The following is a 26,622-nucleotide window of genomic DNA, read 5'->3' as shown; positions in this document are numbered from 1 at the left end:
TGTAACGTATAGGTGGGGATACTATTATGATTGTAATAGGCCGTTCTATTGTACATCCTTATATCACAAATGAATATGAGCCATTTGCAGCTGAGAAACAACAAATTTTATCGATAATGGCAGGAAATCAAGAAATTTATTCCTTCCGAACATCTGATGAACTCAGCTTTGATCTAAATTTGCGAGTGAATATTATTACTTCTGCATTAGAACTTTTTCAAAGTGGATTTCAGTTTCGCACATTTCAACAATCCTTTTGCAACCCCCAGTATTGGAAAAGAACACCACTTGGAGGATTCGAGCTACTACCAAACATACCCCCTTCCATTGCCATACAAGATATTTTCAAAAACGGAAAACTATATGGAACTGAATGCGCCACCGCTATGATCATTATTTTTTACAAAGCTTTACTATCATTATATGAGGAAGAAACTTTCAACCGTCTCTTTGCAAACCTTTTACTTTATACGTGGGACTACGATCAAGATTTAAAGCTCATAACAAAAACGGGTGGCGATCTTGTTCCAGGTGATCTCGTTTATTTTAAAAATCCACAAGTGAATCCAGCTACGATCGAGTGGCAAGGAGAAAATACAATCTATCTAGGAAATTTCTTTTTTTACGGACATGGCGTAGGTGTAAAAACAAAAGAGGAAATTATATACTCATTAAATGAACGACGAGTCCCTTACGCTTTTATTTCAGCTTTCTTGACCGATACTATTACCCGTATTGATAGCCGTCTCATGAGCCACTACGCCTCTCCTAGCACTCCACAGACATCGATAGGATTTATTCCGATTAGAGATGATGCAATCGTTGCAACAGTTGGCCATACAACTACAATTTATTAAAAAAAGCGCCTACATATGTAGGCGCTTCTTCTTATTTAAGCTTTTGTATGTTCTTTATGGTCACATTCGCAATGAGATCCACATTTTCCGTATAGTACTGTTGATTTTTCATCTTCAAAATGTCCGATTGTTCCTTCACATACTTGGCATACGATTGTTCCCACTTTTCATTTCCCCCTGAGTTTTAATAATAATCTACTTATTTATAATTAAGCTTTCGCCTTGTCTCTATTAGCACAGTCACAATTTGTACCACATTTTCCGTAAAGCACTGTCGTTTTTTCATCTTCAAAATGTCCGATTGTTCCTTCACATACTTGGCATACGATTGTTCCCATTTTTCATTTCCCCCTAAGTTTATGGTCCTAAAAACTTTTAGCTGTCCATTTCCTATCAATTATTGGGCTTTTGTATGCTCTGTGTGATCACATCCGCAAGATCCACATTTCCCGTAAAGTACCGTTACTTTCTCATCCTCGAAGTGTGCAATTGTACCTTCACAATCTTGACATACGATCGTTCCCATTTTTCATTTCCCCCTAAGTTTATAATCCCAAAAACTTTTGTAACCGCTTAACTTTCTGTCTTTATTTTAATATGTTATACTTTTTACGTCAATAGGTTTTTAGTATAACACATTAAATATTTTTAATTTAAATTAGTATGCGATATTCGAACAAAAAAAACAGCCATATTTATACGTACGACTGTTTTACATTAATTATTCTTCATATTCCGCATGCAAAGAAGTAGATGGGACTAAAAATTTAAAAAACTGAGCTAACTCTGCTGCTTCCTCTTCTGACCCTAATTTAAAAACTTCCTGTATATGTTGCACATTCTCTACATCATCTCTTCCAAGTAAAGTAGACCTTCCTGTTTGCATACAAACAATGAGCAGCTTTCCAAAAAACATATTTGTATAAATAACACCAAAATCATAACGAGTATCATGTGTCATAAACCCCAAAAATCGTACCTTCACACTTTCATGCTCATCATACAATTTTTCAAACATCGGTTTCCACCTTTCTACATCACCTTTCATTAGTATATTAAACAAAAAAAGGAATACTCCTTTTAATTGTCAAAAAATTCAGTAGGATGTAGAATGATAGTATTCTACTAAGTTAGGAGGAACTTATATGCAACATGCCTTTATTACGCTTGTACCTAAATCCAATCAACAAACTGTTTCAACAGATGATATAAAACAACTTTTTCAGTACTATAAAACAGTTACTTCCAAAACTGGTGTTCAAATTAATTACGCTTATACAAATACCGCTTTTCCTTATGAAATTTTAGATACATCAGCAACAACATTAAAACTACAAGCTACTCACGATCGATATGACTCCATATATGTTGGTGTTGGTATAGAAAAGGAACAATCTTTTATTCAGATTTCTTTACCACCTAATGCAACATTCGGTGATAAAGGAAAAGCAAATGAATTTTGCCGTTTTCTAGCGAAGAAATTAGAAGGAGAATTACAATTATTTAATGGAAGAACAATGTATTTCTATAAACGTTAATTTAAAAACAAAAATAAATGATTAGAAAGATCATACTATTTGTGCAAGTAAGAAGCATCGCTTTTCTCCTTGCACTTAGTATGACATACGCTATTACATACGCTAAGTACAAAAATATAAGAAAAAGAAAAATTTTATAATGAAGTTTATCACGACTTGACAATAATAACACTACTGAAAATCCACTCCATAAAACTAGATGAAAAAATGAAGCTAGTGTAATTTTCATAGCGTTACCTCCTTTTTCTTCCTATTATATGCTTCAGCTCTTCCCTCTTAACATTTTGAAGGTAGACTTTTCCAAATCCCACCTAATTCATCGTTGTATTTTTCTTTTTCAAATTCTCCAACCATTCTAATGCGAATATTCCTCGTTTTTAACAATACATTCTCTCATATCTCCTATAAGATAGATTATTCATTCATCGCATGGCATACTCCTTAAAGAGAAAAGATAGAAAGGATTTAATGATACATGGTATTTAGCAATTTGTTTTTCTTATGCCTTTTTTTACCTGCAATTCTTTTCGTGTACTACTCAGTACGGAAAGAATTACAAAACATAGTTCTTCTATTATTTAGTTTATTATTTTATGCTTGGGGAGAACCAATATATGTCTTCCTAATGCTTTTTTCTATTTTCATCAACTATTGGTTCGAAATATGGCTTAATAAAGACCGACTGTCTAGTACAAATAGAACAGTTATTCTGACTATAGCAATCGTTGTCAATACTGCTATACTCGGATATTTTAAATACGCTAATTTCTTAGTAGATAATATAAATGACATTTTTCATACAAACATTGTACTAGAAAAAATCCCCTTACAATTGGGATTTCATTTTTCACTTTCCATGCAATGAGTTATATTATTGACATATATAAGAAAAAAGTAGCAGCTCAGCGAAATCTATTTGACCTTGCACTATACTTTACTATTTTCCCACAATTAGTAGCAGGACCCATTGTTCGATATAATACAATCGCTTTTCAATTACATGTTAGAACAGTTACTGCTGATAAGTTTTCAGAAGGAATTCGTCATTTTATCATTGGATTAGGAAAGAAGGTTTTAATTGCGAATCAATTAGGAGCTATTGCCGATGAAATATTTGCGATGGATCCAGCAACAATGAGCGTATCTACCGCTTGGATTGGTGCGATCGCTTACACATTACAAATTTATTTCGATTTTTCAGGTTACAGTGATATGGCAATCGGATTAGGAAAAATGTTCGGATTTGATTTCTTAAAAAATTTCAATTACCCATATATTTCAAAATCCATCTCTGAATTTTGGTGTCATTGGCACATTTCACTTCATTCTTGGTTCCGTGATTATGTTTATATTCCATTAGGTTGGAATCGCTTATCCACTTGGAAAATCTATCGTAATCTCTTCATTGTATGGGCGTTAACCGGATTTTGGCATGGAGCTAGTTGGACATTTATGATTTGGGGTATTTATTACGGATGTTTAATCGCTTTAGAAAAGGCTGGTTTCGAAAAATTATTACAAAAATTATGTTGGCCGATTCAACACGTATACGTTATGTTTTTAGTGATTATTGGTTGGGTGTTCTTCCGCGCTGATAATTTTAGCTACTGTTCTAAATTTTCACAAGCAATGTTCGGATTAAATAGATCGTTGACTGACATTACGAGTTATTTCTATGTGATGAATTATTGGGGAATCTTTAATACTTGCTATTATTACATCCGCCCCATTTTTCTCTTGGATCAAGAATCAATTAGCAAATAAAAAGGTAGTCATTTTATCTCCACTTTATTACTTGAGTGTCTTAATCATAACTATGATGTATTTAACGAATGCAACTTACAATCCATTTATTTACTTCCGCTTCTAAAGGAGGGCTAACTATGAAAAATTTCACTAAAGGAATTTACTCATGAACAATTAGATGATCTATACTTTAAGACCGATCATCATTGGAATATGAAAGGTGCATTTTATGCATACGAGCAAACAATGAAGCACATTGCTAATGAATCTAAAACATTTAAAGGTAATGCTGTTAATCGAGATGATTATAAAATAACTATAGAAAAACCGAATGGACACTTTATCGGTAGTTGGAATAAACAACTGTATAATTTAATAGAAACACCTGAAACAATCCCATATGTACAATTAAAGCAAAACCCAAATATGTGGGATAATTACACTGTATATCTCGGTCCAAAATCAGAAGAATCGATGAAAATGCCGATGAAGGAATTCTTTGCAGTGGACAAAAATAAGCTTTCACCAGACTATAGTTCCGTTTACAAAACAGACTATGCACAGATAAATATTTTAAATCCAGATGCAAAAACCAAACTACATGCTGTCATTATTAAAGATTCTTATGCAGATGCAACTTATCCTTTATTTGCACAAGAGTTTGAACAAACAAAATTTATTGATCCACGATTTGCGGCAAGCAAAAATGTAAAACAAGAACTCGAAAAACTAAATGCTGATATCGTGTTATTCCTTTATAATGACACTAGTACAAATAAAAAATGTATCAATTTGAAAATAAAGAATAAAAAAAAACGTCTTCTAAATTTAGAAGACGTTTTTTTATAATTATTTTACAATGTGAATTGGCATTCCAAGAGCAACTTCAGCTGCTTCCATTGTGATCTCACCTAATGTTGGGTGAGCGTGGATTGTTTGAGCGATATCTTCTGCTGTCATTCCAGCTTCGATAGCTAAACCAATCTCAGAGATAATATCAGAAGCGCCTGCACCTGCAACTTGAGCACCTACAAGAAGACCATCTTCTTTACGTGTTACAAGTTGTAGGAAACCGTCAGTGCTGTTTAATGATAATGCACGACCGTTAGCAGCGAATGGGAACTTAGATACAGCTACTGTCATTCCTGCTTCTTCAGCTTGTTTCTTAGTGTAACCAACAGATGCTAATTCAGGATCAGTGAAGCATACTGCAGGAATTCCGATATAATCGATTGCTGATGCATGGCCACTAATTGCTTCAACAGCTACTTTACCTTCGTAAGAAGCTTTGTGAGCTAATGGTGGTCCAGGAACGATATCACCGATTGCATAGATGTTTGATACGTTTGTACGACATTGCTCATCGATTTCGATGATGCCGCGGTCAGTCATTTTAACTCCAACTTGCTCAAGACCAATTTCTTGAGTGTTTGGACGACGACCTACAGTTACTAATACGTAATCTGCTTCTACAGTTTGGATTTCACCTTTAACTTCAAAGCTAACTTTTACGCCAGTTTCTGTTTCTTCAACGCCTTTAGCCATAGCTTTTGTATGGATATTTACGTTACCTTTCTTTTGAAGAGCACGTTTAACAACAGAGCTCATAGCTTTTTCGAAACCAGCTAAGATTTCGTCGCCAGCTTCTACTACAGTAACTTCTGTACCGAAGTTAGCATATGCAGTTCCTAATTCCATACCGATGTAACCGCCGCCGATTACAACAAGTTTTTTAGGAATTTCAGGTAAGCTTAAAGCACCTGTAGAGTTGATAACACGTTTAGAGTATTTGAATCCTGGAATTTCGATTGGTGTAGAACCAGTTGCAAGAACAGCATTTTTAAACGTATACGTTTGTGCTGCATCTTCAGTCATTACGCGTAATGTGTTAGCATCTACGAAGTAAGCTTCACCGCGAATGATTTCAACTTTGTTACCTTTAAGAAGGCCTTCAACACCGCCAGTTAATTTCTTAACTACGCCGTTTTTCCATTCTTGAACTTTTGTAAAGTCAACTTTTACGTTCTCTGCAGTGATACCCATGTCATCAGAATGCATTGCATTCTCATAACGATGACCTGCATTGATTAACGCTTTTGAAGGAATACACCCAACGTTTAAGCATACGCCACCAAGGTTAGCTTTTTCGATAATTGCTACCTTTTGACCTAATTGTGCTGCACGAATTGCCGCAACGTATCCACCAGGACCTGCACCAACAACGACTGTATCTAATTCAATTGGGAAATCTCCTACTACCATTGTTATTACGCCTCCATTACTAATAATTGTGGGTCATTCAATAGACGTTTAATTTGGTTTAATGCTTTTTGAGCAGTTGCGCCGTCAATTAAACGATGGTCAAAGCTTAGAGATAATGCTAATACTGGAGCTGCAACGATTTCACCGTTTTTCACAACTGGCTTCTCAGCGATACGGCCGATACCAAGGATTGCTACTTCTGGGTGATTGATAACTGGAGTGAACCATTGTCCACCTGCAGAACCAATGTTTGTGATTGTGCAAGAAGCACCTTTCATTTCAGCCGGAGCTAAACGACCATCACGTGCTTTACCAGCAAGATCATTGATCTCGTTAGAAATAGTGAAGATAGACTTGCGATCTGTATCTTTAACAACTGGTACTAATAGACCTTTGTCTGTATCAGCTGCGATACCGATGTTGAAGTAATGTTTATGAACTACTTCTTGAGAAGCATCATCTAAAGAAGTGTTTAACATTGGGTATTCACGTAATGCAGATGTTAAAGCTTTAACAACGTATGGAAGGTAAGTTAATTTAATACCTTTGTCAGCTGCAACAGCTTTGAACTTCTTACGGTGAGCAACAAGTTCTGTTACATCTACTTCATCCATTAATGTTACGTGAGGAGCTGTATGCTTAGAGTTAACCATTGCTTTAGCAATCGCTTTACGGATACCACTCATTTTCTCACGAGTTTCTGGATATTCACCAGCTGGGATTGGTTGTGCTTTTGGTGCTTCTTCTTTCGCTGCTGCTGGAGTAGCTTCTACTGCTGCTGGAGCCTCAGTTGCTGCTACTGCTTGTCCACCATTTGCAAATGCATCGATGTCAGCTTTTACGATACGGCCGTTCTTACCAGAACCCGCTACTTTATGAATGTCTACGCCGTTCTCACGAGCATATTTACGAACAGATGGCATAGCGATTACGCGCTCATTTACTACTTCTGCAGTTGCTGCTGGAGTAGCTTCCGCTGCTGGAGCTTCTACTGCTGCTTCTTCAGCTTTTGGAGCTGCATCATGATCGTCACCTTTAAATTTAAGGTTTTCGTATCCAGGAGCATCAAATTTAATTAATGTATCTCCTACAATTGCAACTGTTCCTTCTTCTACAAGTACTTCAAGTACTTTACCTTTAACAGGAGAAGGGATTTCTACTACTGCTTTATCATTTTGTACTTCAAGAAGTACATCGTCTTCGTTTACTTCATCGCCTGGTTTAATAAACCATTTTACGATTTCACCTTCGTGGATACCTTCACCGATATCTGGTAGTTTAAATTCAAATGCCACGGAATTCAGCCCCCTGATTCATTTCATTATTATGGAATATGTACAAAAGAAACCAGCATGTGCTGATTTCTTTTGCACATGAAAAGCTAAAAATTAGAAGTTCATTACTTTGTTAACAGCTTCAACAATATCTTTATGGTTTGGTAACCATACGCTCTCAGCTTGAGAGAATGGGAATACTGTATCAGCAGCTGCAACACGTACAACTGGAGCTTCTAAGTTTAAGATTGCACGGTCGTTAATTTCCGCTACAACGTTAGCTGCAATACCAGCTTGTTTTTGTGCTTCTTGAACTACAACTACGCGGCCTGTTTTTTCAACAGAAGCGATGATTGTTTCGATATCTAATGGTTGAACTGTACGTAAGTCAACTACCTCTAAAGAGATACCTTCTTTTTCAAGTTCTTCAGCAGCTTTTAATGCAGCATGAACCATAGCACCGTAAGCGATAACAGATACATCTGTACCTTCACGTTTGATATCAGCTTTACCTAAATCAATTGTGTAATCGCCTTCTGGTACATCTTGACGGAATGAACGGTACAATTTCATATGCTCTAAGTAGATAACTGGATCGTTGTCACGAATCGCAGAGATTAAAAGACCTTTTGCATCGTATGGAGTAGATGGAATAACAACTTTTAGACCAGGTTGTTGAGCCACTAATCCTTCTAAGCTATCAGCATGTAGTTCAGGAGTATGAACACCGCCACCGAATGGAGAACGAATTGTTACTGGAGCAGTCCAACGTCCACCAGAACGGTAACGCATACGAGCTAATTGACCAGAAACTGAATCCATTACTTCATAAATGAAACCGAAGAATTGGATTTCTGGAACTGGACGGAAGCCTTCTAATGCAAGTCCAACTGCAAGTCCACCAATACCAGACTCTGCAAGTGGAGTATCCATTACACGATCTTCACCGAATTCAGCTTGTAAACCTTCAGTAGCACGGAATACACCGCCGTTTACACCAACGTCTTCACCAAACACAAGTACGTTAGGGTCATTTTTCATTTCAACGCGTAAAGCATCAGTGATTGCTTGAATCATTGTCATTTGAGCCATGGCTTACTTCGACTCCTTTTCTTTGTAAATTTCATATTGTTCAGCTAAGTTGTAAGGCATTTTTTCGTACATGATTTCCATTAAATCAGTAACTTTTTGTTTTGGAGCTTGGTCAGCCTTAGCAATTGCTTGTTTGATATCTTCTTTTGCTTCTTCGATTACTTTCTCTTCAACTTCTTGAGACCATAGGCCTTTGTTTTCTAAGAATGCACGGAAGCGTACGATTGGATCTTTTTGTTCCCATTCGTTCTCGATATCTTTTGTACGGTAACGAGTTGGGTCATCACCAGCCATTGTATGTGGACCGTAACGGAATGTTAAAGTCTCGATTAAAGTAGGGCCTTCTCCGTTTACTGCACGCTCACGAGCGAAAGCAGTTGCTGCGTATACAGCTAATGGATCCATACCGTCTACTTGAATTCCGTAAATACCTGCTGCTACTGCTTTTTGTGCTACAGTTTTAGCTGCAGATTGCTTTTCTACTGGAGTAGAGATTGCATAACGGTTGTTTTGTACAACGAAGATTGCTGGAGCTTTGAATGCACCCGCAAAGTTCATACCTTCGTAGAAGTCACCTTGTGAAGCACCACCGTCACCAGTGTAAGTAATTGCAACAGATTTTTTACCACGTAGTTTCATACCTAACGCAACACCAGCAGTTTGGATGATTTGCGCACCGATAATGATTTGTGGAGCAAGTGCATTTACATTCTCAGGCATTTGGTTACCCATGAAATGTCCACGAGAGAATAAGAATGCTTGGTATAATGGTAAACCGTGCCATACTAATTGTGGCACATCACGATATCCTGGTAAGATGAAATCTTCTGCTTCAAGTGCGAAATGACTTGCTAATTGAGAAGCCTCTTGTCCAGCTGTTGGTGCGTAGAAACCTAAACGTCCTTGACGGTTTAAAGAAATAGAACGTTGATCTAGTACGCGAGTATACACCATACGGCGCATTAATTCTTTTAATTGATCATCAGATAATTCAGGCATAGCCGCTTCATTCACAACTTCGCCTTTTTCATTTAAAATTTGTAATGTCTCAAATTGAGCTGCGATAGCTTTCATTTGCTCATCAACATTAAATAGGGTCTTTTTTGTTTTAGTACCCATTCCGTTCACCTCTTCCTCTCTTGAACCATATTCTGAAACGCTTTCACTATCTATTAGCTAGACTGAAAACGCAACAATGTAAACCAACAAATTTATCTGTCGGTTGAGAATAATTTTGTGTACCTAACAATCTGTACTAATGTTTTTTCAGAAACATATTAATACAATCTTGATCACGTTTTTTAGTTTACAACTATTCTAATTACGATGTCAATTACTTTGGATACGTTTTTTTATAAATAATCTGCAGGTTTCTTCTACACAAACGTGTTTTTATTTTTCACATCTGTATTAGTAAGCATTAACCTACTGTTATATTATTCCCTTTTCAACTTATTTTTTCTCTTAGAATAATATGTAAACGATTTAATTCTCTTTAGTTTTTCTCTCTTCTTAGCAAAAATATACAAACTCTTCTTCCTTTTATAGGTAATTACCCATACATTTCTATCCTTCCCTCCATACATTATAGTAACCGCAGTGTTAGCGGGAAATGATAAAGGAGGTCATCTCATGTACGGATACTCATATTGCTATCCAACTTGTTCAAATCCTTCCTACGGTTATGGCGGTTCTTGTGGCGGGTCTGGACGCGGCTTCGCCTTAATCGTTGTGTTGTTTATTCTTTTAATTATCGTTGGTGCCGCTTGCATTCGCTAATGTAAAATGAAACAACTATGGAAAGAAACAGACGGCTTTGCCGTCTTTTCTTTTTATTACATACATAAATATTCTATAGTAAAACACTTTCCAAAGTGCTTCCCTACTTGTCGATGACTTTTTCCACCTCCTTTGGTAGACTAAAGAAGAAAGGAGAGATTACATATGCTTACAATGAAAGATGTAATTCGCGAAGGAGATTCTATTTTGCGAAACGTTGCAGAAGAGGTATCAATGCCGGCGAGCGAAGAAGATACAACTACCCTTAAAGAAATGATTGAATTTGTAATAAATAGCCAAGATCCTGAAATGGCTGAAAAATATAGTTTGCGCCCTGGAATCGGATTAGCGGCTCCACAAATCGGTATTTCGAAGAAAATGATTGCGGTTCATGTAACTGATACGGACGGTACGTTATATAGTCATGCATTATTCAACCCAAAAATCATTAGTCATTCTGTTGAACGTACATATTTACAAAGCGGGGAAGGCTGTCTATCAGTAGACCGCGAAGTACCTGGTTATGTCCCTCGTTACACAAGAATTACAGTGAAAGCAACATCTATCAACGGCGAAGAAGTAAAATTACGTTTAAAAGGTTTACCAGCAATCGTATTTCAGCATGAGATTGACCATTTAAATGGTGTTATGTTCTATGATCACATTAATAAAGAAAATCCATTTGCTGCTCCTGACGATTCAAAACCTTTAGAGCGATAATAAAAAAAGGCGGAAGTTAATCTTCCGCCTTTTTTTATATGAAATGGGTTTCATATTCACTTATAGCAATCCAGCCCATTTTAATCCATGATATATGCCGTCTTCACTAACATCCTTTGTCACGTGATTTGCAAGTTTTTTCAAGTCTTCATGACCATTACCCATCACAATACCTGTCCCAACTGCTTCGATCATTTCTAAATCATTTAAACCATCTCCAAATGCATACACTTGTTCACGGTTAAATCCTAATTTTTCAATGAATTTCTCAATTCCTTTTGCCTTCGAACCACCATTCGGAATAATATCCATTGAATATGCATGCCAGCGAATAAAATGAAAGTCTGGATAATGATTAATAAACTTTTCTTCTTCATTCACTTCACAGAAAAGAAGTGTTTGATAAATATTACGTTTCTCATAGAAATCAGGTTCATATGCCGGATGCTCAAAATTTAAGCTTCCAAAACCTTCTTTCACATAATCATGATATTCCACCGATGCTCTCATTTCTTGATGATCAAGATATACAAGTGGATATCCTTCTTGTTTTGCAAACTGAGTAAACTTATGTAAGGCAGCTGGATGTAACGGGTTATTAAATATTACCTCATCTTCAAATACAACGTACTGTCCATTAAAGCTAACATAATTATGTATATTGAGTTCCTCACGAATATCTTCAAACATAAATGGCGCACGTCCTGTCGCAATTGCTACATGCACACCTTTCTCTTGTAAATGTCTTACTGCATCTCGTGTAGATTGCGGAATCTTCTTATCATGATCTAATAATGTTCCATCAATATCAAAAAAGACAATTTTATCATTCATTTGTCAAAATCCTTTCTGTTACTCTATATTCCTATTTTGATTATCGCTTTTCAAATTCTAAAAAAAAGTATAACATATTAAACATCTGTGAAGAAAGCGTTCACTTTCTGACCTTATTTATGAAACCTGCATATATATATTAGTAAAAAATGTGGATACTTGTTCGTATGAATTTTCTTTTCTATTCTTTCTCATACTATACCTATAACTAACGGCTACTAATCGTTACTATAGAATAACTTTCCCTGTATGAGAAAGGACAAGATTCAACATTCACTTTTGTCTTCTTTCTTATATCAGAGACGGAGTTTTCACTAGTAATATGCATGTTTTAAATAAGGAAAGGAAGGAGTAATCATGCTGAAGAAGATGAAGAAAAAGCTCAAGCGTTATTTAAAAGATCTAGTCCGTAAAAAGACAATCGCTTAAATTGTGCCCATTTCGGGCTTTTTCTTCATTCTCATTCGAAAAAACATGAAAATCGTGACTGTTTGCTTTATAATAAGTAACAGATAATGCAAAACATAGACAAGGAGAGGTTTTCCAAATGATTTTTAAAGTATTTTATCAAGTAAAATTGACTGAGGTTCCAGTACGTGAAAATACAAAAGTTTTATATTTAGAGGCTACGTCTGAAAAGGATGTTCGTAAGAAATTAAATAAGTTCGCATATAATATCGAGTTCGTTCAGTCTGTTACTGGTGCTCATCTTGAATATGAAAAAGAAAACGCTGATTTAATATTAGCGGAAATCGTATAGTCATATGAAATTTCTAAAGAATGATCAAGCTGCCGTTTTTGCTTTAGGTGGACTTGGTGAAATCGGTAAAAATACATATGCTGTTCAATTTCAAGATGAAATTATTATTATTGATGCTGGAATTAAATTTCCAGAAGACGAACTCCTCGGAATCGATTATGTAATACCAGATTACACTTATTTTGTGCGAAACGAAGATAAAATTAAAGGATTATTCATTACACATGGTCACGAAGATCATATCGGTGGAATTCCTTACTTATTACGTCAAGTAAACATCCCGATTTATGGCGGAAAATTAGCAATTGCACTAATCAAAAACAAATTAGAAGAGCACGGATTACTTCGTAAAGCAAAACTTTATGAAATTCAAGAAGATGATGTTATTAAATTTAAAAAGACATCTGTTTCCTTCTTCCGTACAACTCACAGTATCCCAGATTCATACGGAGTTGTTGTGAAAACACCTCAAGGACAAGTTGTTCATACTGGCGATTTCAAATTTGATTTCACACCAGTCGGTGAACCAGCGGACTTAACAAAAATGGCTGAAATCGGAAAAGACGGCGTACTTTGTCTCTTATCTGACAGTACAAACAGTGAAGTTCCAAACTTTACAATGTCTGAGCGCCGTGTTGGTGATAGTATTCAAGATATTTTCCGCAAAGTAGAAGGTCGTATTATCTTTGCAACCTTTGCATCAAATATCCATCGTCTACAACAAGTTGTTGAAGCGGCTGTTGAAAACAATCGTAAAGTGGCTGTGTTCGGTCGCAGTATGGAAGCGGCGATTGAAATCGGACAAAACCTTGGTTATATTCGCTGTCCGAAGGATACATTCATAGATACAGCTCAACTAAACCGCCTACCGGCTAATAAAGTTGTTATTTTATGTACAGGTAGTCAAGGTGAGCCAATGGCGGCACTTTCACGTATTGCTAATGGTACTCATCGTCAAATTCAAATCATTCCTGGCGACACAGTTGTTTTCTCTTCTTCACCAATCCCTGGTAATACAATTAGTGTAAGCCGTACAATTAACATGTTGTATCGTGCTGGTGCTGATGTAATCCACGGAAAACTGTCAAACATTCATACGAGTGGACACGGTGGACAAGAAGAACAAAAACTAATGCTTCGTCTAATTAAACCGAAGTATTTCATGCCAATTCATGGTGAATACCGCATGCAACGTATGCATATGAAGTTAGCAAACGATTGTGGTATTCCAGAAGAAAACTGTTTCATCATGGATAATGGAGATGTTCTTGCTCTTCGTTCTGATGAAGCAAGCGTAGCTGGTAAAATACCATCTGGATCTGTCTATATTGACGGAAATGGTATTGGAGATATCGGTAATATCGTGTTACGCGATCGTCGTATTCTTTCTGAAGAAGGACTTGTTATTGTAGTTGTAAGCATTGATATGAAAGAGTTTAAAGTTGCAGCAGGACCTGATATTATCTCACGTGGTTTTGTGTATATGCGCGAAAGTAGTGATTTAATTAATGATGCTCAAACATTAATTACAACTCATTTAGAAAAAGTAATGGAGCGTAAAACAACACAATGGTCTGAAATTAAAAATGAAATTACAGACACATTAGCACCATTCCTATATGAGAAAACGAAACGTCGCCCAATGATTTTACCAATCATTATGGAAATATAAGAAAAAGGACAATACCTTCATGGTATTGTCCTTTTCTCTTATCTTAAAAAGTGTTTAAAACGATCTACTTCATCGTCATGACCAATTACAATTAATATATCTCCCGCTTGAATATTTTCCGTAGCTCGAGGAGATACAATAACTTCTTTACCACGTTTAATCGCTACAATATTCAATCCAAACTTCGCACGAATATCTAATTCGATTAAAGAATGACCATCAATTTTTTTATTTGCAATAATCTCTACAATACTATGCTCATCTGAAAGCTCAAGATAGTCTAATACATTACTTGATGCAATATTATTAGCAATCCTTTTTCCCATATCACGCTCGGGGTGCACAATGTGATCTGCCCCTATTTTACTTAACACTTTTTCATGGTAATCATTTTGAGCTTTTACAGTAATATTTTTTACACCTAACTCTTTTAAAATTAATGTTGTTAAAATACTTGAATTTAAATTGTCTCCAATAGCAACGACTACATGATCAAAATTACGAATACCAAGACTTTTTAATACCATCTCATCTGTTGAATCTGCAATTACAGCATGTGAAGCTATATTTGCAAACTCATTAATTTTATCTTCATCTGAATCAATTGCCATTACTTCCATACCTAATTGAGCGAGTTCTCGGCAAATGCTTCCACCAAAACGTCCAAGGCCAATGACAGCAAATTCTTTCTCTTTTTCACCCACAGGAATTCCTCCAATAACATCGAATACTATGTATTTTTATTGTAACATACTTTAGATTTGCTACAAAAACCTGTATATCATTCTTATTTCTGTTTTTGCATATAAAAATACTGTTGTAAATAAAATGCGATACTGAAAATTAACATACCAAATACAAATATATTTCCAAATGAACTAAATGTTTCAAAAACGAATAATAACGTTTCTTGTCCGAAGAAAGCAAATAATAGTTGTGTAAATGCGAATAGCAATGCCAATATATAATGATGTTGATGGAATAAATAATGTGTTGCAACTAAAAAAGCGATAAACGAAATAATGAAAATCCACCAATTTTCTAAAAACAGTTGCCAATTAGTAAATTGATATCCATTTACTAATATCGCAATAATTCCTATAACAGCCATCGTTGGCACACTCCAAAATAATGCTCGCCCTCTAAAGAAGCGCGTTCCTTTAACATCACCTTTTTCATGTGCAATGTATGTGAGTACTACCGTACTTATGTACAAAACTGAAAGAATTGTTAAAACGATAATAAGCCAAAAATGTAATTGATAATACTCATGCTCTATGTTTGTCACGATAGCCGCTAACATACACGGGATTAACATTCCAGTCCAACCATCTACTTTTCTTTCATTCCAAAACACTGTGTTACCAATCCGTATCCCTAACAACATAAAAATAATGATACCTAGTACAAATAATGTCGTTTTATTCCCTACTAAACTCGTCGAGAAAGCAATTAATCCAATAAATAAAAAGAGCACAAACCCATTCATAATTTCTAATACAGGTGATAAATATCTTTTCACCCATTTATATGTTTCGTCATATTCGTGATTATCTACTAAACGGTAGGCATAAAAACTTATCCCAAAATACACCGCCGCAATAATAACATACGCATATAAGACGAAACACAACATTGCACTGCTAATTTGCACGTAATTCCCCACCCTTTTTTCTATGTTTCACCTTGATTTTACACACTTTCTACACGAAATGTAAACATATATAAGCTAGTTAACTAATCATCTTCTCAATAAGCGATAATGAATAATGAGCAGCGGCTCAAAACCGCTGCTCATTACTTTATCCATTTGTATGCCCATGTGTATCCAAAACAAATATGAAAGATGTTTTCGTCTTGGAACTAACAAGTACCCACTGTAAGTTTTTTCAAAGTTGGCGAGCGAGTTTACTTTCTAGTTCCTTTCCACTTTACATATTGATCTAAAAATGCGATAGCTTTCTCAATAACCTCTTCATCTGGTTTTAATTTTGCATGATGTAAACCATATTCTGAATTTACCCCAAGCCAAAACATAAATCCAGGAATCTCTTGAAGCATATAACCAAAATCTTCCCCTGTCATTGCCTCAGTACATGTAATTACATTCATATCAGTTTGTTCACTTACAAACTGCATAAACTCTCTCGTTAATACTTCATGGTTATATACTTGATGATACATCGCTCCATAGTCAATAACAGCTTCACATTGGAAGGAAGCTTCTATACCTGCAACAATTGCCTCAATCCTACTTTTAACACGCCTCATTGATTCCACTGATAAAGTTCGAATCGTTCCTTCTAACCGAGACTTTTCTGCTATGATATTTTGAACTGTACCACCTGTTATTTTTCCGATTGTAATCACTGCACTATCAAGAGGATTCACATTACGACTAATAACGGATTGAAGTTGTGTAACAAGGTGACTTGCCGCTACAATCATATCATTTGCAGTATGCGGGTAGGCTGCATGTCCACCTTTCCCTTTCAAATCAACATATAACTCTGATGTATTTGCAAATAATAGCCCCTCTTTTGTGGCAATTGTTCCTACAGCGTATTCAGGTGCAATATGAAGACCAAGAATTATATTCGGCTTCCATTCTTTTAACTCTTCACTCTCTAACATAGGAAGAGCCCCTCCTGGCCCTTCTTCAGCTGGTTGGAATAGAAACACAAGGTCATCATCTATTCTTTCTGTTACAGCTGCTGTTAGAAGGCCTAAACCGATTGTTGTATGTAAATCGTGTCCACATGCATGCATCATTCCTTCATGAATAGAAGCAAACTCATATCCAGTTTCTTCGGTAATTGGTAAACCGTCTATATCTGCGCGATAACCGATAATTTTTTCTGGATTTTTTCCATTTACTTTAACAATGACACCCGTTTTCCATACTTTCACTTCCACATATTCATTCGAAAGCGTTCCTATGTAATCTAAAATATACTGTTGTGTTTTCCACTCTTTAAATCCAATTTCCGGTATTTTGTGTAAGTCTCTACGAATTTGAACGAATTTGCTTACTGCCATTTTTGCACCTCTATCTATAAAAAGCGCAAGAGCCTGTTATGCTCTTACGCTTTTTTTTGTGTTTATTTCTCTGGGTTTAATTGACGAAGCTCTTGTTTAATTTCAGTTTTTGCTTTTGTCTTCTCATCAATCTCTTTAATTACACGTGCTGGAGTACCGGCAACAACTGTATATGGAGGTACATCTTCTGTTACAACAGCTCCTGCTGCTACAACTGCACCCTTACCTACTGTAACTCCCTCTAACACAACTACGTTTGCACCAATTACAACATCATCTTCAACGATAACTGGTTTTGCTGAAGGCGGCTCAATAACACCTGCAAGTACTGCACCTGCACCTACGTGACAGTTCTTACCAACAGTTGCACGTCCACCAAGTACCGCGTTCATGTCAATCATAGTACCTTCACCAATTACAGCACCGATATTAATTGTTGCATTCATCATAATAACAGCGTTGTCGCCGATTTCAACGTGATCACGAATAATCGCGCCTGGCTCAATACGAGCTTTAATACCTTTTAAATCAAGCATTGGAATTGCAGAATTACGACGGTCATTTTCAACAACGTAATCAACGATGTGCTTGCTATTTTCATCAAGAATTGTCTTAATTTCAGACCATTCTCCAAATAATACACCAGACTTTTTATTTACAAATGCTTGTACCGTTTCAGGGAATGTTACTTCTTTTAAATCCCCTTTTATGTATACCTTTACAGGAGTTTTCTTTTCACTTTTTTGAATAAACGAAATAATTTCGTTAGCGTCCATCATTTTCATTCTTGTTGCCTCCTAAATCCATTTATAATGTTACTCTACCAAACGATAGAGCGAGTAGCAAGATAATAATCCTATTTTTCCATTTGAATTTCTTCTATAATTTCTAAAAATGCCCTTACTTGCTTCAATTGTCTGGCCGATTCACTCGTCAATAACCATGTTTCTCTCGTTAATTGAACAGGTGTTTTATACATATTTTCCTGTACTTCTTTTAAAACAGTAGAAGGTAAAAGAGCATAACCTATACCATTTAAAACGAGTTGCTTGCAAGTCTCAATTTGATCAACCACAATTGTTCTCTTAGGTGGATTAGAAAATAAACCATACCACCAATTTTGTATTTGTCCATAATAAGTCGAATCACTTTTAAATTGAATAAATGGTCTATTTGTTTCTTTTAACATCGTAATATCTTTTATTTCTTTATCCACTAAATAAAGTTCATCTTCAAATAATTGTTGCTTCTGACCTTTATATTCTTGTGTTCCTCTCAATATAGCAACATGAACGTCCCCTTCATAAAATTGCTTTTGTACTTCACTACTCCAGCCAGTAAACAGCGATATTTTCACAGAAGGGTATTTATGTACAAACTTCTTCAAAACAGGAGGAAGCCAATATTGACCAATAACTGATGCAACAGCTATTTTTAACGTTCCGTGAGTTTCTGTTCTAAAAACAGCTAGCTCACTTTTAATATCCTCTTCCTTTTGCAGCATTTCTTTTGCATAATTTGCGACTTTTTCCCCTTCAGGTGTAATTGTCAATCCTTTTTGTGAGCGAATAAAAAACTTCATTCCCCATTGTTTCTCCATAGATTGTAATCGTTGACTAAGCGCAGGTTGTGAAACAAATAAACGTTCCGCCGCTTTTCTCATATTTGATTCCTGAGCTAACACAACCATCATTTGAAAATCATCAATTTGCAACTTTCTCCCTCTTTCCTTAGCTTCCATACACCTTATCTCAATAAGCTTTTCATCCTTAATTTAACTATATACTCTTATATTTTTTATCTTTTTAAATATAATACATACACAACTGATATGCACGAAAAAAAAGTGACTTCTCCGCTTCTATGAAGTCACTTTTCTCACATTATCGATTATGTTGCCTTACTTTTTTATTCAACAATTTTAAAATAGCCCGACGTGTTAAAATCCCCTCAAAATACCCATCTTCATTGACAGCGCAAATAAAAGGATGATCAATTGTCATTTCTAAAGCTTTTGCAAACGAATCTTCTAACTTAAGAACCGGAATGTCTTCCTTCATCACCTGTTCTACTTTCATTTCGTCAAGTCTTTCAAACTCAATACGTTCTAACCCTAACATACCATCTAAAATCATAGCAGTACTAATTAACCCATGCAATTTATACATCGGGTCCAAAACAGGTATCGCCGAATATCCAGATTTCACAAGAACGAGTAAAGCATGCTCTAAACCATTCCCCATTTGGACATGTGCTACTTTTTCTGATGAAATCATTAAATCTTTCACAAAAATTTGTTGAAACTCGTCTTTCGGAATACTAATCATATTACATCCCCCATTTTCCTACTTTTAATCACCGAATCTATTCATATTTTATGACAGCGTTTTCATATTATTATTTTGTCCTTACTTTATTTCAATAAAAACAAAATTACACAGCTATTTTAGCATACAACACAAAAAAAAGACTACCATCCCGGTAGCGCTTAATACCCCTTATTTTTTAATCTGTAAAATAACCTTGTGATTTTTTTATATTGTGTCACATCTGTCTGTTTTAAACCATTCTCAATATCTGTAATTTCCACAGCTAAAATTTCACTCGCATAATTTTGCTGAAATAGAATATCTAGTAACAAACTCTCTTCTTCTTCTGTTAAAACAAATTCCCTTTTCATATACCCCTCTCCTTATACTCGCATCGTTACTCTTATTATATATAATTTCCAACCTATTTAATAGATGTAATATTCAGTTTTTAGCAAAGGATATATAAAAATTGTTTTTTATTTCGTATATCGATTTGCATAACTAAACGCCGCATAAGCATCTGGCTTAATTTTTGCAGTTAATCCCATCGCTTGAATTTTCGCTGTCATATCTAGAATAAATTCTTTTGTTAAACCATCATTTCCGATATCCAAGTGAATTTCCATTATAAATCCAGCTCCCTCTTGAGCATATGGATGCAATAAATCCCATATTGTTTGTATATGATTTGGAGTAAATAGGCATGCGATCTCTTGGCTAAACTGCGTTTCTAAATATATTTTCTCACGTAAAGTTGCTGGCTTATCTTTCACTGATTTATGGTGTAAACACCCCCAGGCACCTTTTCCAACGCGATGAATATGAATTGCCGTAATAAACCTCGTATCCTTTTGATGTGCTTGTGAGTCTGTCCCAATGGATAAGCGATATAAATTTCGTGGATCCTTTTCAATGAAACTACAAATACGGCTAAAGACCATATCAAAATTTAAATGTCTCTCTGAAACATTATAAAATGTATGTTCACCGGCCACATAGTCACGTCCTTTCAATTAGACAGACTTTTCGTATTCTCATTGTATGGGACAAAAATAAAAATTATAACTTCCTATCCTTTATTCGTTTCAATATTTCGAATTACATAATGGCAAACTTGGCACGTATAAATTACATTTTGATTCGATTGAGCTGTTAATACATGAATAATCTCAGCAGAATTGTGACATTTAGGACAAAGCACAACTGGTAAACGTTCCATACAACACACCTCCTCGTTATTTTTATCTCGCTTTTGCTATCTGTAAACAACCAATTGGTGATGACTAATATTCAGTATAGGACGAAGAAGCCCCACTGATTACAATTTCACTTTATTACCATTGTAGGAAAAATGAAAACTCCCTATACATATATGCTAAAAAGTAATAGAACTAAAAAAGGTGTTGCCATATGGCAACACCTTTTTTATATGTATCAAGAAATGATATCGTAAATCTCAATTGCAACCATATCGATATTATCGAATTGATACACTTGAGGTTTTTCACCTTGTTGATACACTTCTAACTCATACATTTCACTTTTATCGAAAAATTTCACGCTACATTTGCGCTCACCGTTCACTTCAAAATAGCGTTGTGCTACTTCACCGCTTTCAGCTTGTTCTTGTAGACTAACAAGTCGAGTTAAAATTCCTTGGAGTAGAGACATGAAATCTCTCCTTTCTCTGATCTTCCTACCAATAGGTTTTACAGCTATACTCATTCTATCCGTCATAACAGAAAAAATGTTCCACAGTCTAGGATAAAGGTTATTGGCCAGAAACTCAACTAAAAATTTGTCGAAATGCGAAGGAAAAAACAGAAAGAACATCTTTTCCCTTCTTTATTGCGATTTTTATACTGGAAGAATATAATAAAAAACAGAAAAAAGGAGGAATTACAATGAGAAAAATTGAGGTTTACACACAACCTGATTGTCCGCCATGTGTCATTGTGAAAGAATTTTTAAAGCATAATAACGTTGTATATGAAGAATTTGACGTAAAAAAAGACGCTGCTGCACGCAATCGTCTTTTATACGGCTATGATTCGTATTCAACTCCAACAGTTGTAATTGATGGAGAAGTTGTTGCTGGTTTTCAAATTGAAAAATTACAACAGCTACTCAATATTGAATAAGAATAGGTAAAGACCTATTCTTATTTTTATCCCACTATTTGTGGGCAGTAATAGCCCGATTGGTGCGAGCTATTACTCAGTGAGAGATGAACATCCCCACCAATTACAGTTTCACTTTATAATTGTTGTAATCGTTTTATTTCAGTTAAAAGTTCTTGGCTTTCATGATATCCGGCCAATTTCCATTTCCCTTGATCTCTTTGCAATGTTACAATTTGATATTGTCCACTTTTCGCCCGCTCATATACATATAAAATTTTATGCTCTTCATCATATGACATTTTCGTTTCTGAATGAAAAGAAAACGGCGCTTCTTTTGCTGGAAGTAAATATTCACCACTTTGTTTATCACTTCTACTATTTTCATCTGTAAATACTTGAAGGAAATTCTCTGTAAAATATGGTGATAACGTTTCTATCATCTTATTCATCGGCAAATGCTTCCCACGAATTGAAAATTGGGTTTCATAGCCCTTTTGTATCGTTGTAAACACCTCTTCCCGATCGACTTTCACTTCCTCTTTTCCTAAAACAGTTGTGACACTATAACCAACTAGAAAGGCAACGCATACAAATAGAACTAACCATATTCCATATTTCCTCATTTTTTCACCTTCCTTTTAAGAAAACTTGTCTTTGTAGTATTCATTGTAACAATGATTATGCAAAGACAGGGGTGGTTTCGTTCGTAAAATCTTTACAACGATAGACAGCATTTTCATCACCATTTTCACTATTACCAATTTATGATAAAAACAAACAAAAAATGCACGAATCTCTTCGTGCATTAAAATAAAACATCTTCTTCATATAAATATTCATACGATAAATCTATAAATAAAAAGTTTTCATCATCAATTGGGAAGGAAAATGTTCGTACCATCTCACCGGTTTCAATATCAGCATATAAATCTGAAAGTCTTGCCTTATTCTCAAAACGCATTTTCATAATATTTTCTAGAAAATACGGACGCCAACTCCAGTTCTTCATATAATACTCAGGCATCACAATCCATTCCCCATCTTTTTTCATAACGTTTCCTGATTGTTGGAAACCATCTTCGTTACAAATAAATATGCGGAAACTACACTGTGATACACTTTGGCTAAATTGTAATAACCAATCATTTATATCTTCATTCTTTTTCTGTTTGGCTAGAACATCACCAATTCGATCACGTAACATTTCTGTTAAATTATAAATTTTTTGTAATTTCTTCTTCTCATGTTGAATAAATTGATGACACTCATTACCAAGTCGTTCTTTCAAAACATTCGTTTCAATAAAATCAGGTAAGCACTCTTTCAAATAATTCCCTTGATAATATCTACCACCGTTTTTCCAAGCATATTGTAGTTGATAAAAAGCATCTATTTCTTCATATAACAATGTTGCACCAATTCTTCTAGCAAGTAATGATAAAGAATATAAAATATCTTGATAAGATTGTAAAAGTGCAGTTTGCCTTAAGTTTGTTAAATCTACTTTTAAAATATCCGGTGCTAACACGCTAATACGTTCTAAATTACTTGTACCCGTTCCAACTTTATTAATCGAAATTTGAATACCATATGTACGATAATACATAAGCAAATGATTAAATTGCTCTATATCTTCTTTACATTCATGTTCTGTAATTTCTAAAACAATGTGTTTCAAATTTAAACCTTGCTCTTCATACATCAATAAAAGTTGAAGTAAACTTTCATCATCATCGTTCATTAATACGTTAGCATTCCGATGTATAAATAATAATAGTTTTTGATCACTTTCTAAATAACGATTTAAAGCTTTTTCTACTATAATGTTATCCGCTTCCAGTTGAAACTCACTCGGAATAGAATCATCATGAAAGAAAGAAGCTAAACTTTGTATGCCCTCTTCTGTTTGAATACGTCCTACTACCTCATATCCAATTACAGTATGCTCATCAGCACTAAAAATAGCTTGATAATAAGGAAGGACTTTATCCAAGTTACTCATTACATCTAATGCATCTATCAATGTACTTCCCTCCCTTTACTTTTCAAAAATTATAACATGATATTTACGGAAAAATAATAAAAAATCCCTTCAGTTTTCCTGAAGGGATTAGAGGGGTAAAATGCTAAGGGGAATTAGCAATTCTACTATGAAGAAAAAAGAGGTCTTAAATATAACGTATATATGACCTCTTGTAAATACTTTTCTTTCACATGTCACAATTCCGTCACATTTAACCGTGAGAATATGAATCAAACATTCATTTTCTTATCCCTTTTAAAATGGATATTGATGTAAATGTTGTCCTCCATCCATTGTCATGCAAGTTCCATTTATGTACGCAGCTTCATCTGAACATAAATAATAAGCTAGACCTGCAATTTCTTCTGGCGTGCCCAGTCTTCCAAGCGGAACACTTTGTATCGTACGCTTAGCCATTTCTTCTGAAATCCATAATTTATCAGCACCGCCCGTACGTTCAATTGGTCCTGGCGCGATAGCATTAACTCGTATTCCATATTTACGGCCCCACTCAACAGCGAGTGTCTTCGTCATTGCTAATACTCCAGCCTTCGCAGCAGCCGAATGAATAACTCCCGGACCTGCATCCCATGCATATGTTGCTACCATGTTAATGATATTCCCTTTTATGCCTTTTTCAATCCAATATTTTCCGACAGCATGGCTGCAGTAAAATGTACCGTTTAATACAATATTAATGACTGAATTCCAGCCATTCACGGATAAATCTTCTGCTGGACAAATAAAGTTTCCAGCTGCATTGTTTATTAAAACATCAATTCGACCAAACTTCTCATCAATCTCTTCAATCATTTTCTGAATGTCATCAGTATTTCTTACATCCATTTGTACGGGTAATACTTGCCCCGGAAATTGTTCAATTTCCAACTTTGTTTCCTCTAGTTTTTCCTTTGTACGTCCTGTAATAACAACTCGTGCCCCTTCTTTTGCAAAACGGGTCGCCATTCCTTTTCCCATTCCGCTCGATCCACCTGTTATAATAACTACCTTTTCTTTCACATACATCCCCTCCCAAAAATGAATACACATTCATTTTATCATTTTATTTAATAGAAATCTTTATATTTTTAAACTTTTCTGATATTTTAACGTAAAGAGGTTTCTTTTTATTCGTTTTTTTCGTAATCTATACTACTTTTTTATTATTTAAAATATATTTTAAATAAACTGAAAGGAGATTTGAGTAACCTATAAATGTAACGAAAACATGTGATATAAGTTAAATAGGTATACTCATATTTTTATGAAGAAAATTACAAGAAGAGATTTTTTTAAAGCTGGAATGCGCACTTGTCTATATTCATTTATAACCACTAGCATCGGATACTATTACGCTAAATATATTGAGCCTCATTTACTCTCTTTTACAGAGCATACACTTAAATCACAACTCATACCCAAAAGTTTTCATGGTATGAAGATTCTTCAATTTAGCGATTTACATCTCGGATACTATTTCTCTCTCCAACATTTATCTCAAATTGTTTCTAAAATTAATGCTGTAAAACCTGACATTGTTCTTTTCACTGGTGATCTCATTGATAATTATCAAACATATACTGACACTCCTTTCGTTCCATCTATTTTAAAAAATATACAAGCACCCTTCGGTAAATTTTCTATTTATGGTAACCATGATCACGGCGGATATGGAACGGAATACTACGAGCACATCATGCGTGAATCTGGATTTGAACTACTACTAAATAGCGAAAAGAGAATTCGTCTACTGGATAATAGTGAAATTTCAATTTTCGGTCTTGATGATATACTACTAGGCAAACCCAAAATAGAGAAAACACTACAGCACGCGAGGCAAAACACTTATAACATTGTTCTTGTTCACGAGCCAGATATTGCACCACAAATCGCTAAATATCCAGTTAACTTACAACTTTCTGGTCATAGCCATGGCGGACAAGTACAAATTCCCTTTTTAGGTGCTATTATTACCCCATCACTTGCTAAAAACTATGTTGAAGGTTTCTATACGATTCAAGATTTAGCTCTCTATGTCAATCGAGGTCTTGGCAGAACACGCGTCCCATTCCGATTTATGGCAAAACCTGAAATTACAATTTTTACGCTCCAACATTCGTAATAATTCGCCTATTTTCTTACATATCCTTTCTTGTACGCGCTCATCCACGTTTCATTTACCATATGATAAAAATGAGTCCAATAAAGGAGGTTTGTTCATGTATCCATATTATCAACCAATCCCAGTCCGTTCAGCACCTATTGGTCCAGTAGGCGACTCACGCTTCTTTCCGTTTTTTGGTGTTCCATTTCTAGCTGGGATTGCTGGTGGACTGCTCGGTGGAGCATTAGCTTTCGGTCCTAGACCGTATTACCCACCATATCCACCACCTTTCCCACCGCCAACACCTTATCCTTGTTTTGGCGGACCTTGTCAACAACCATTCTATTATTAATGTACTCCAACAATCCTACCAATGTTATTCCCTCTCTTAACTGATCCATTAACATGCTTACAATAAAAACTATTCTCTCTACGCATCCTTCTATTTAGAGAATGTATAATAAGTAGAGAACAAAGTAAAAAAACC

At 35.3% G+C, this 26,622-nt stretch carries 32 protein-coding genes and 2 pseudogenes; 11 read left to right on the top strand and 23 right to left on the bottom strand.

The features are described 5' to 3' along the window. Positions 1-26: 26 nt before the first annotated feature. On the top strand, positions 27-857 hold the full coding sequence (locus DM800_RS14565) for a protein-glutamine gamma-glutamyltransferase (protein ID WP_000635322.1): 831 nt from the start codon (positions 27-29) through the stop codon (positions 855-857). 35 nt (positions 858-892) lie between these two features. Here the strand turns inward: DM800_RS14565 and DM800_RS14560 are convergent, their stop codons facing one another. The 4 genes from DM800_RS14560 to DM800_RS14545 form a co-directional block, all read right to left on the bottom strand. Further along, on the bottom strand, positions 893-1,021 hold the full coding sequence (locus tag DM800_RS14560) for a GapA-binding peptide SR1P (protein WP_000536796.1): 129 nt from the start codon (positions 1,019-1,021) through the stop codon (positions 893-895). A 45-nt stretch (positions 1,022-1,066) separates the two neighbouring features. After that, the gene (locus DM800_RS14555) at positions 1,067-1,195 is read right to left on the bottom strand and encodes a GapA-binding peptide SR1P (RefSeq protein WP_000536801.1); all 129 of its coding nucleotides are present in this window, start codon (positions 1,193-1,195) and stop codon (positions 1,067-1,069) included. Between the two features lie 59 nt (positions 1,196-1,254). Further along, positions 1,255-1,383, bottom strand: a complete 129-nt coding sequence (locus tag DM800_RS14550) for a GapA-binding peptide SR1P (protein WP_000536778.1) — start codon at positions 1,381-1,383, stop codon at positions 1,255-1,257. A 195-nt stretch (positions 1,384-1,578) separates the two neighbouring features. Beyond that, positions 1,579-1,875, bottom strand: coding sequence for a DUF3055 domain-containing protein (locus DM800_RS14545; RefSeq protein ID WP_088064496.1), 297 nt, complete (start codon positions 1,873-1,875; stop codon positions 1,579-1,581). A 127-nt stretch (positions 1,876-2,002) separates the two neighbouring features. Here DM800_RS14545 and DM800_RS14540 point away from each other — a divergent pair, with 127 nt between their 5' ends. Next, positions 2,003-2,395: a DUF1885 family protein gene (locus DM800_RS14540; protein ID WP_001163318.1), complete on the top strand. Its 393-nt coding sequence runs from the start codon at positions 2,003-2,005 to the stop codon at positions 2,393-2,395. A 1-nt stretch (position 2,396) separates the two neighbouring features. Here DM800_RS14540 and DM800_RS14535 read toward each other — a convergent pair whose 3' ends face one another. Further along, positions 2,397-2,624, bottom strand: coding sequence for a hypothetical protein (locus tag DM800_RS14535; protein WP_048546134.1), 228 nt, complete (start codon positions 2,622-2,624; stop codon positions 2,397-2,399). A 246-nt stretch (positions 2,625-2,870) separates the two neighbouring features. On the opposite strand from DM800_RS14535, the pseudogene DM800_RS14530 reads away from it, so the two are divergent. Together DM800_RS14530 and DM800_RS14525 are read left to right on the top strand one after the other, a co-directional pair. Next, positions 2,871-4,265 (top strand): annotated as a pseudogene (locus DM800_RS14530) (MBOAT family O-acyltransferase). A 29-nt stretch (positions 4,266-4,294) separates the two neighbouring features. Continuing rightward, positions 4,295-4,950, top strand: a pseudogene (locus tag DM800_RS14525) (DHHW family protein); the annotation flags it as partial. Positions 4,951-4,990: 40 nt separating this feature from the next. Here DM800_RS14525 and lpdA read toward each other — a convergent pair. From lpdA to pdhA, 4 genes are all read right to left on the bottom strand, one after another. Next, positions 4,991-6,403, bottom strand: coding sequence for a dihydrolipoyl dehydrogenase (lpdA, locus tag DM800_RS14520; protein WP_000260106.1), 1,413 nt, complete (start codon positions 6,401-6,403; stop codon positions 4,991-4,993). Positions 6,404-6,408: 5 nt separating this feature from the next. Beyond that, positions 6,409-7,698 carry a pyruvate dehydrogenase complex dihydrolipoyllysine-residue acetyltransferase gene (gene pdhC, locus DM800_RS14515; protein WP_000863412.1) on the bottom strand — a complete coding sequence of 430 codons (1,290 nt, stop codon included), beginning with the start codon at positions 7,696-7,698 and terminating at the stop codon, positions 6,409-6,411. A gap of 93 nt (positions 7,699-7,791) precedes the next feature. After that, positions 7,792-8,769: a pyruvate dehydrogenase complex E1 component subunit beta gene (gene pdhB / locus DM800_RS14510; RefSeq protein WP_000068162.1), complete on the bottom strand. Its 978-nt coding sequence runs from the start codon at positions 8,767-8,769 to the stop codon at positions 7,792-7,794. A gap of 3 nt (positions 8,770-8,772) precedes the next feature. After that, the gene (gene pdhA, locus DM800_RS14505) at positions 8,773-9,888 is read right to left on the bottom strand and encodes a pyruvate dehydrogenase E1 component subunit alpha (RefSeq protein WP_000536893.1); all 1,116 of its coding nucleotides are present in this window, start codon (positions 9,886-9,888) and stop codon (positions 8,773-8,775) included. Positions 9,889-10,401: 513 nt separating this feature from the next. Here pdhA and DM800_RS14500 point away from each other — a divergent pair. Further along, entirely contained in the window at positions 10,402-10,548 is a 147-nt protein-coding gene (locus DM800_RS14500) for a YjcZ family sporulation protein (RefSeq protein WP_000274561.1), read from the top strand. 165 nt (positions 10,549-10,713) lie between these two features. Then, on the top strand, positions 10,714-11,268 hold the full coding sequence (gene def, locus DM800_RS14495; RefSeq protein ID WP_076539891.1) for a peptide deformylase: 555 nt from the start codon (positions 10,714-10,716) through the stop codon (positions 11,266-11,268). A gap of 60 nt (positions 11,269-11,328) precedes the next feature. Here the strand turns inward: def and DM800_RS14490 are convergent, their stop codons facing one another. Next, entirely contained in the window at positions 11,329-12,102 is a 774-nt protein-coding gene (locus DM800_RS14490) for a Cof-type HAD-IIB family hydrolase (RefSeq protein ID WP_000998280.1), read from the bottom strand. Positions 12,103-12,649: 547 nt separating this feature from the next. On the opposite strand from DM800_RS14490, the gene DM800_RS14480 reads away from it, so the two are divergent. Further along, positions 12,650-12,862 carry a DNA-dependent RNA polymerase subunit epsilon gene (locus DM800_RS14480; protein ID WP_048546139.1) on the top strand — a complete coding sequence of 71 codons (213 nt, stop codon included), beginning with the start codon at positions 12,650-12,652 and terminating at the stop codon, positions 12,860-12,862. A 4-nt stretch (positions 12,863-12,866) separates the two neighbouring features. Further along, positions 12,867-14,534: a ribonuclease J1 gene (rnjA, locus tag DM800_RS14475; RefSeq protein ID WP_000670370.1), complete on the top strand. Its 1,668-nt coding sequence runs from the start codon at positions 12,867-12,869 to the stop codon at positions 14,532-14,534. Between the two features lie 38 nt (positions 14,535-14,572). Here the strand turns inward: rnjA and DM800_RS14470 are convergent, their stop codons facing one another. The 10 genes from DM800_RS14470 to DM800_RS14430 all read right to left on the bottom strand — a co-directional run bounded on the left by DM800_RS14470 (position 14,573) and on the right by DM800_RS14430 (position 21,556). Then, positions 14,573-15,238 carry a potassium channel family protein gene (locus tag DM800_RS14470; RefSeq protein WP_000504032.1) on the bottom strand — a complete coding sequence of 222 codons (666 nt, stop codon included), beginning with the start codon at positions 15,236-15,238 and terminating at the stop codon, positions 14,573-14,575. Positions 15,239-15,321: 83 nt separating this feature from the next. Next, positions 15,322-16,188, bottom strand: a complete 867-nt coding sequence (locus DM800_RS14465; RefSeq protein ID WP_147787102.1) for a cytochrome C oxidase assembly protein — start codon at positions 16,186-16,188, stop codon at positions 15,322-15,324. A gap of 254 nt (positions 16,189-16,442) precedes the next feature. Continuing rightward, positions 16,443-17,573, bottom strand: coding sequence for an N-acetyldiaminopimelate deacetylase (locus DM800_RS14460; RefSeq protein ID WP_000301171.1), 1,131 nt, complete (start codon positions 17,571-17,573; stop codon positions 16,443-16,445). Between the two features lie 62 nt (positions 17,574-17,635). Then, positions 17,636-18,358: a 2,3,4,5-tetrahydropyridine-2,6-dicarboxylate N-acetyltransferase gene (gene dapD, locus DM800_RS14455; RefSeq protein WP_000783245.1), complete on the bottom strand. Its 723-nt coding sequence runs from the start codon at positions 18,356-18,358 to the stop codon at positions 17,636-17,638. A gap of 71 nt (positions 18,359-18,429) precedes the next feature. Further along, entirely contained in the window at positions 18,430-19,314 is an 885-nt protein-coding gene (locus DM800_RS14450; protein WP_002008407.1) for a LysR family transcriptional regulator, read from the bottom strand. A gap of 142 nt (positions 19,315-19,456) precedes the next feature. After that, entirely contained in the window at positions 19,457-19,900 is a 444-nt protein-coding gene (cbpB, locus tag DM800_RS14445) for a cyclic-di-AMP-binding protein CbpB (protein WP_000623572.1), read from the bottom strand. Positions 19,901-20,061: 161 nt separating this feature from the next. Beyond that, positions 20,062-20,253 carry an antirepressor AbbA gene (gene abbA / locus DM800_RS14440; RefSeq protein ID WP_048546142.1) on the bottom strand — a complete coding sequence of 64 codons (192 nt, stop codon included), beginning with the start codon at positions 20,251-20,253 and terminating at the stop codon, positions 20,062-20,064. A gap of 108 nt (positions 20,254-20,361) precedes the next feature. Then, positions 20,362-20,880 carry a ribonuclease H-like YkuK family protein gene (locus DM800_RS14435; protein ID WP_000896655.1) on the bottom strand — a complete coding sequence of 173 codons (519 nt, stop codon included), beginning with the start codon at positions 20,878-20,880 and terminating at the stop codon, positions 20,362-20,364. A 74-nt stretch (positions 20,881-20,954) separates the two neighbouring features. Further along, a complete protein-coding gene (locus DM800_RS29225) occupies positions 20,955-21,104 on the bottom strand; it encodes a hypothetical protein (RefSeq protein WP_087985092.1) in 150 nt (49 codons plus the stop codon). A 215-nt stretch (positions 21,105-21,319) separates the two neighbouring features. After that, on the bottom strand, positions 21,320-21,556 hold the full coding sequence (locus DM800_RS14430) for a YkuJ family protein (protein ID WP_000055151.1): 237 nt from the start codon (positions 21,554-21,556) through the stop codon (positions 21,320-21,322). Positions 21,557-21,789: 233 nt separating this feature from the next. On the opposite strand from DM800_RS14430, the gene DM800_RS14425 reads away from it, so the two are divergent. Next, positions 21,790-22,026 (top strand): glutaredoxin family protein, encoded by a 237-nt coding sequence (locus tag DM800_RS14425; RefSeq protein WP_147787101.1) that lies wholly within the window; start codon positions 21,790-21,792, stop codon positions 22,024-22,026. A gap of 116 nt (positions 22,027-22,142) precedes the next feature. On the opposite strand, the gene DM800_RS14420 is transcribed toward DM800_RS14425, so the two are convergent. From DM800_RS14420 to fadH, 3 genes are all read right to left on the bottom strand, one after another. After that, positions 22,143-22,631: a DUF3993 domain-containing protein gene (locus DM800_RS14420; protein WP_001233813.1), complete on the bottom strand. Its 489-nt coding sequence runs from the start codon at positions 22,629-22,631 to the stop codon at positions 22,143-22,145. 182 nt (positions 22,632-22,813) lie between these two features. Continuing rightward, positions 22,814-24,031 carry an EAL domain-containing protein gene (locus DM800_RS14415; RefSeq protein ID WP_000564300.1) on the bottom strand — a complete coding sequence of 406 codons (1,218 nt, stop codon included), beginning with the start codon at positions 24,029-24,031 and terminating at the stop codon, positions 22,814-22,816. Between the two features lie 255 nt (positions 24,032-24,286). Beyond that, positions 24,287-25,051, bottom strand: coding sequence for a 2,4-dienoyl-CoA reductase (gene fadH, locus DM800_RS14410; RefSeq protein WP_000660912.1), 765 nt, complete (start codon positions 25,049-25,051; stop codon positions 24,287-24,289). Between the two features lie 244 nt (positions 25,052-25,295). Here fadH and DM800_RS14405 point away from each other — a divergent pair, with 244 nt between their 5' ends. Together DM800_RS14405 and DM800_RS14395 are read left to right on the top strand one after the other, a co-directional pair. Continuing rightward, positions 25,296-26,153, top strand: a complete 858-nt coding sequence (locus tag DM800_RS14405; protein WP_048546146.1) for a metallophosphoesterase — start codon at positions 25,296-25,298, stop codon at positions 26,151-26,153. Positions 26,154-26,250: 97 nt separating this feature from the next. Next, complete coding sequence (locus tag DM800_RS14395; RefSeq protein ID WP_147787100.1) at positions 26,251-26,487, top strand: hypothetical protein; 237 nt, start codon at positions 26,251-26,253, stop codon at positions 26,485-26,487. Positions 26,488-26,622 lie beyond the last annotated feature (135 nt).

The organism is Bacillus sp. AY18-3 (genome assembly GCF_008042305.1).
Lineage (GTDB): Bacteria > Bacillota > Bacilli > Bacillales > Bacillaceae_G > Bacillus_A > Bacillus_A wiedmannii.
This window is presented reverse-complemented; position numbering and strand designations above follow the sequence as displayed.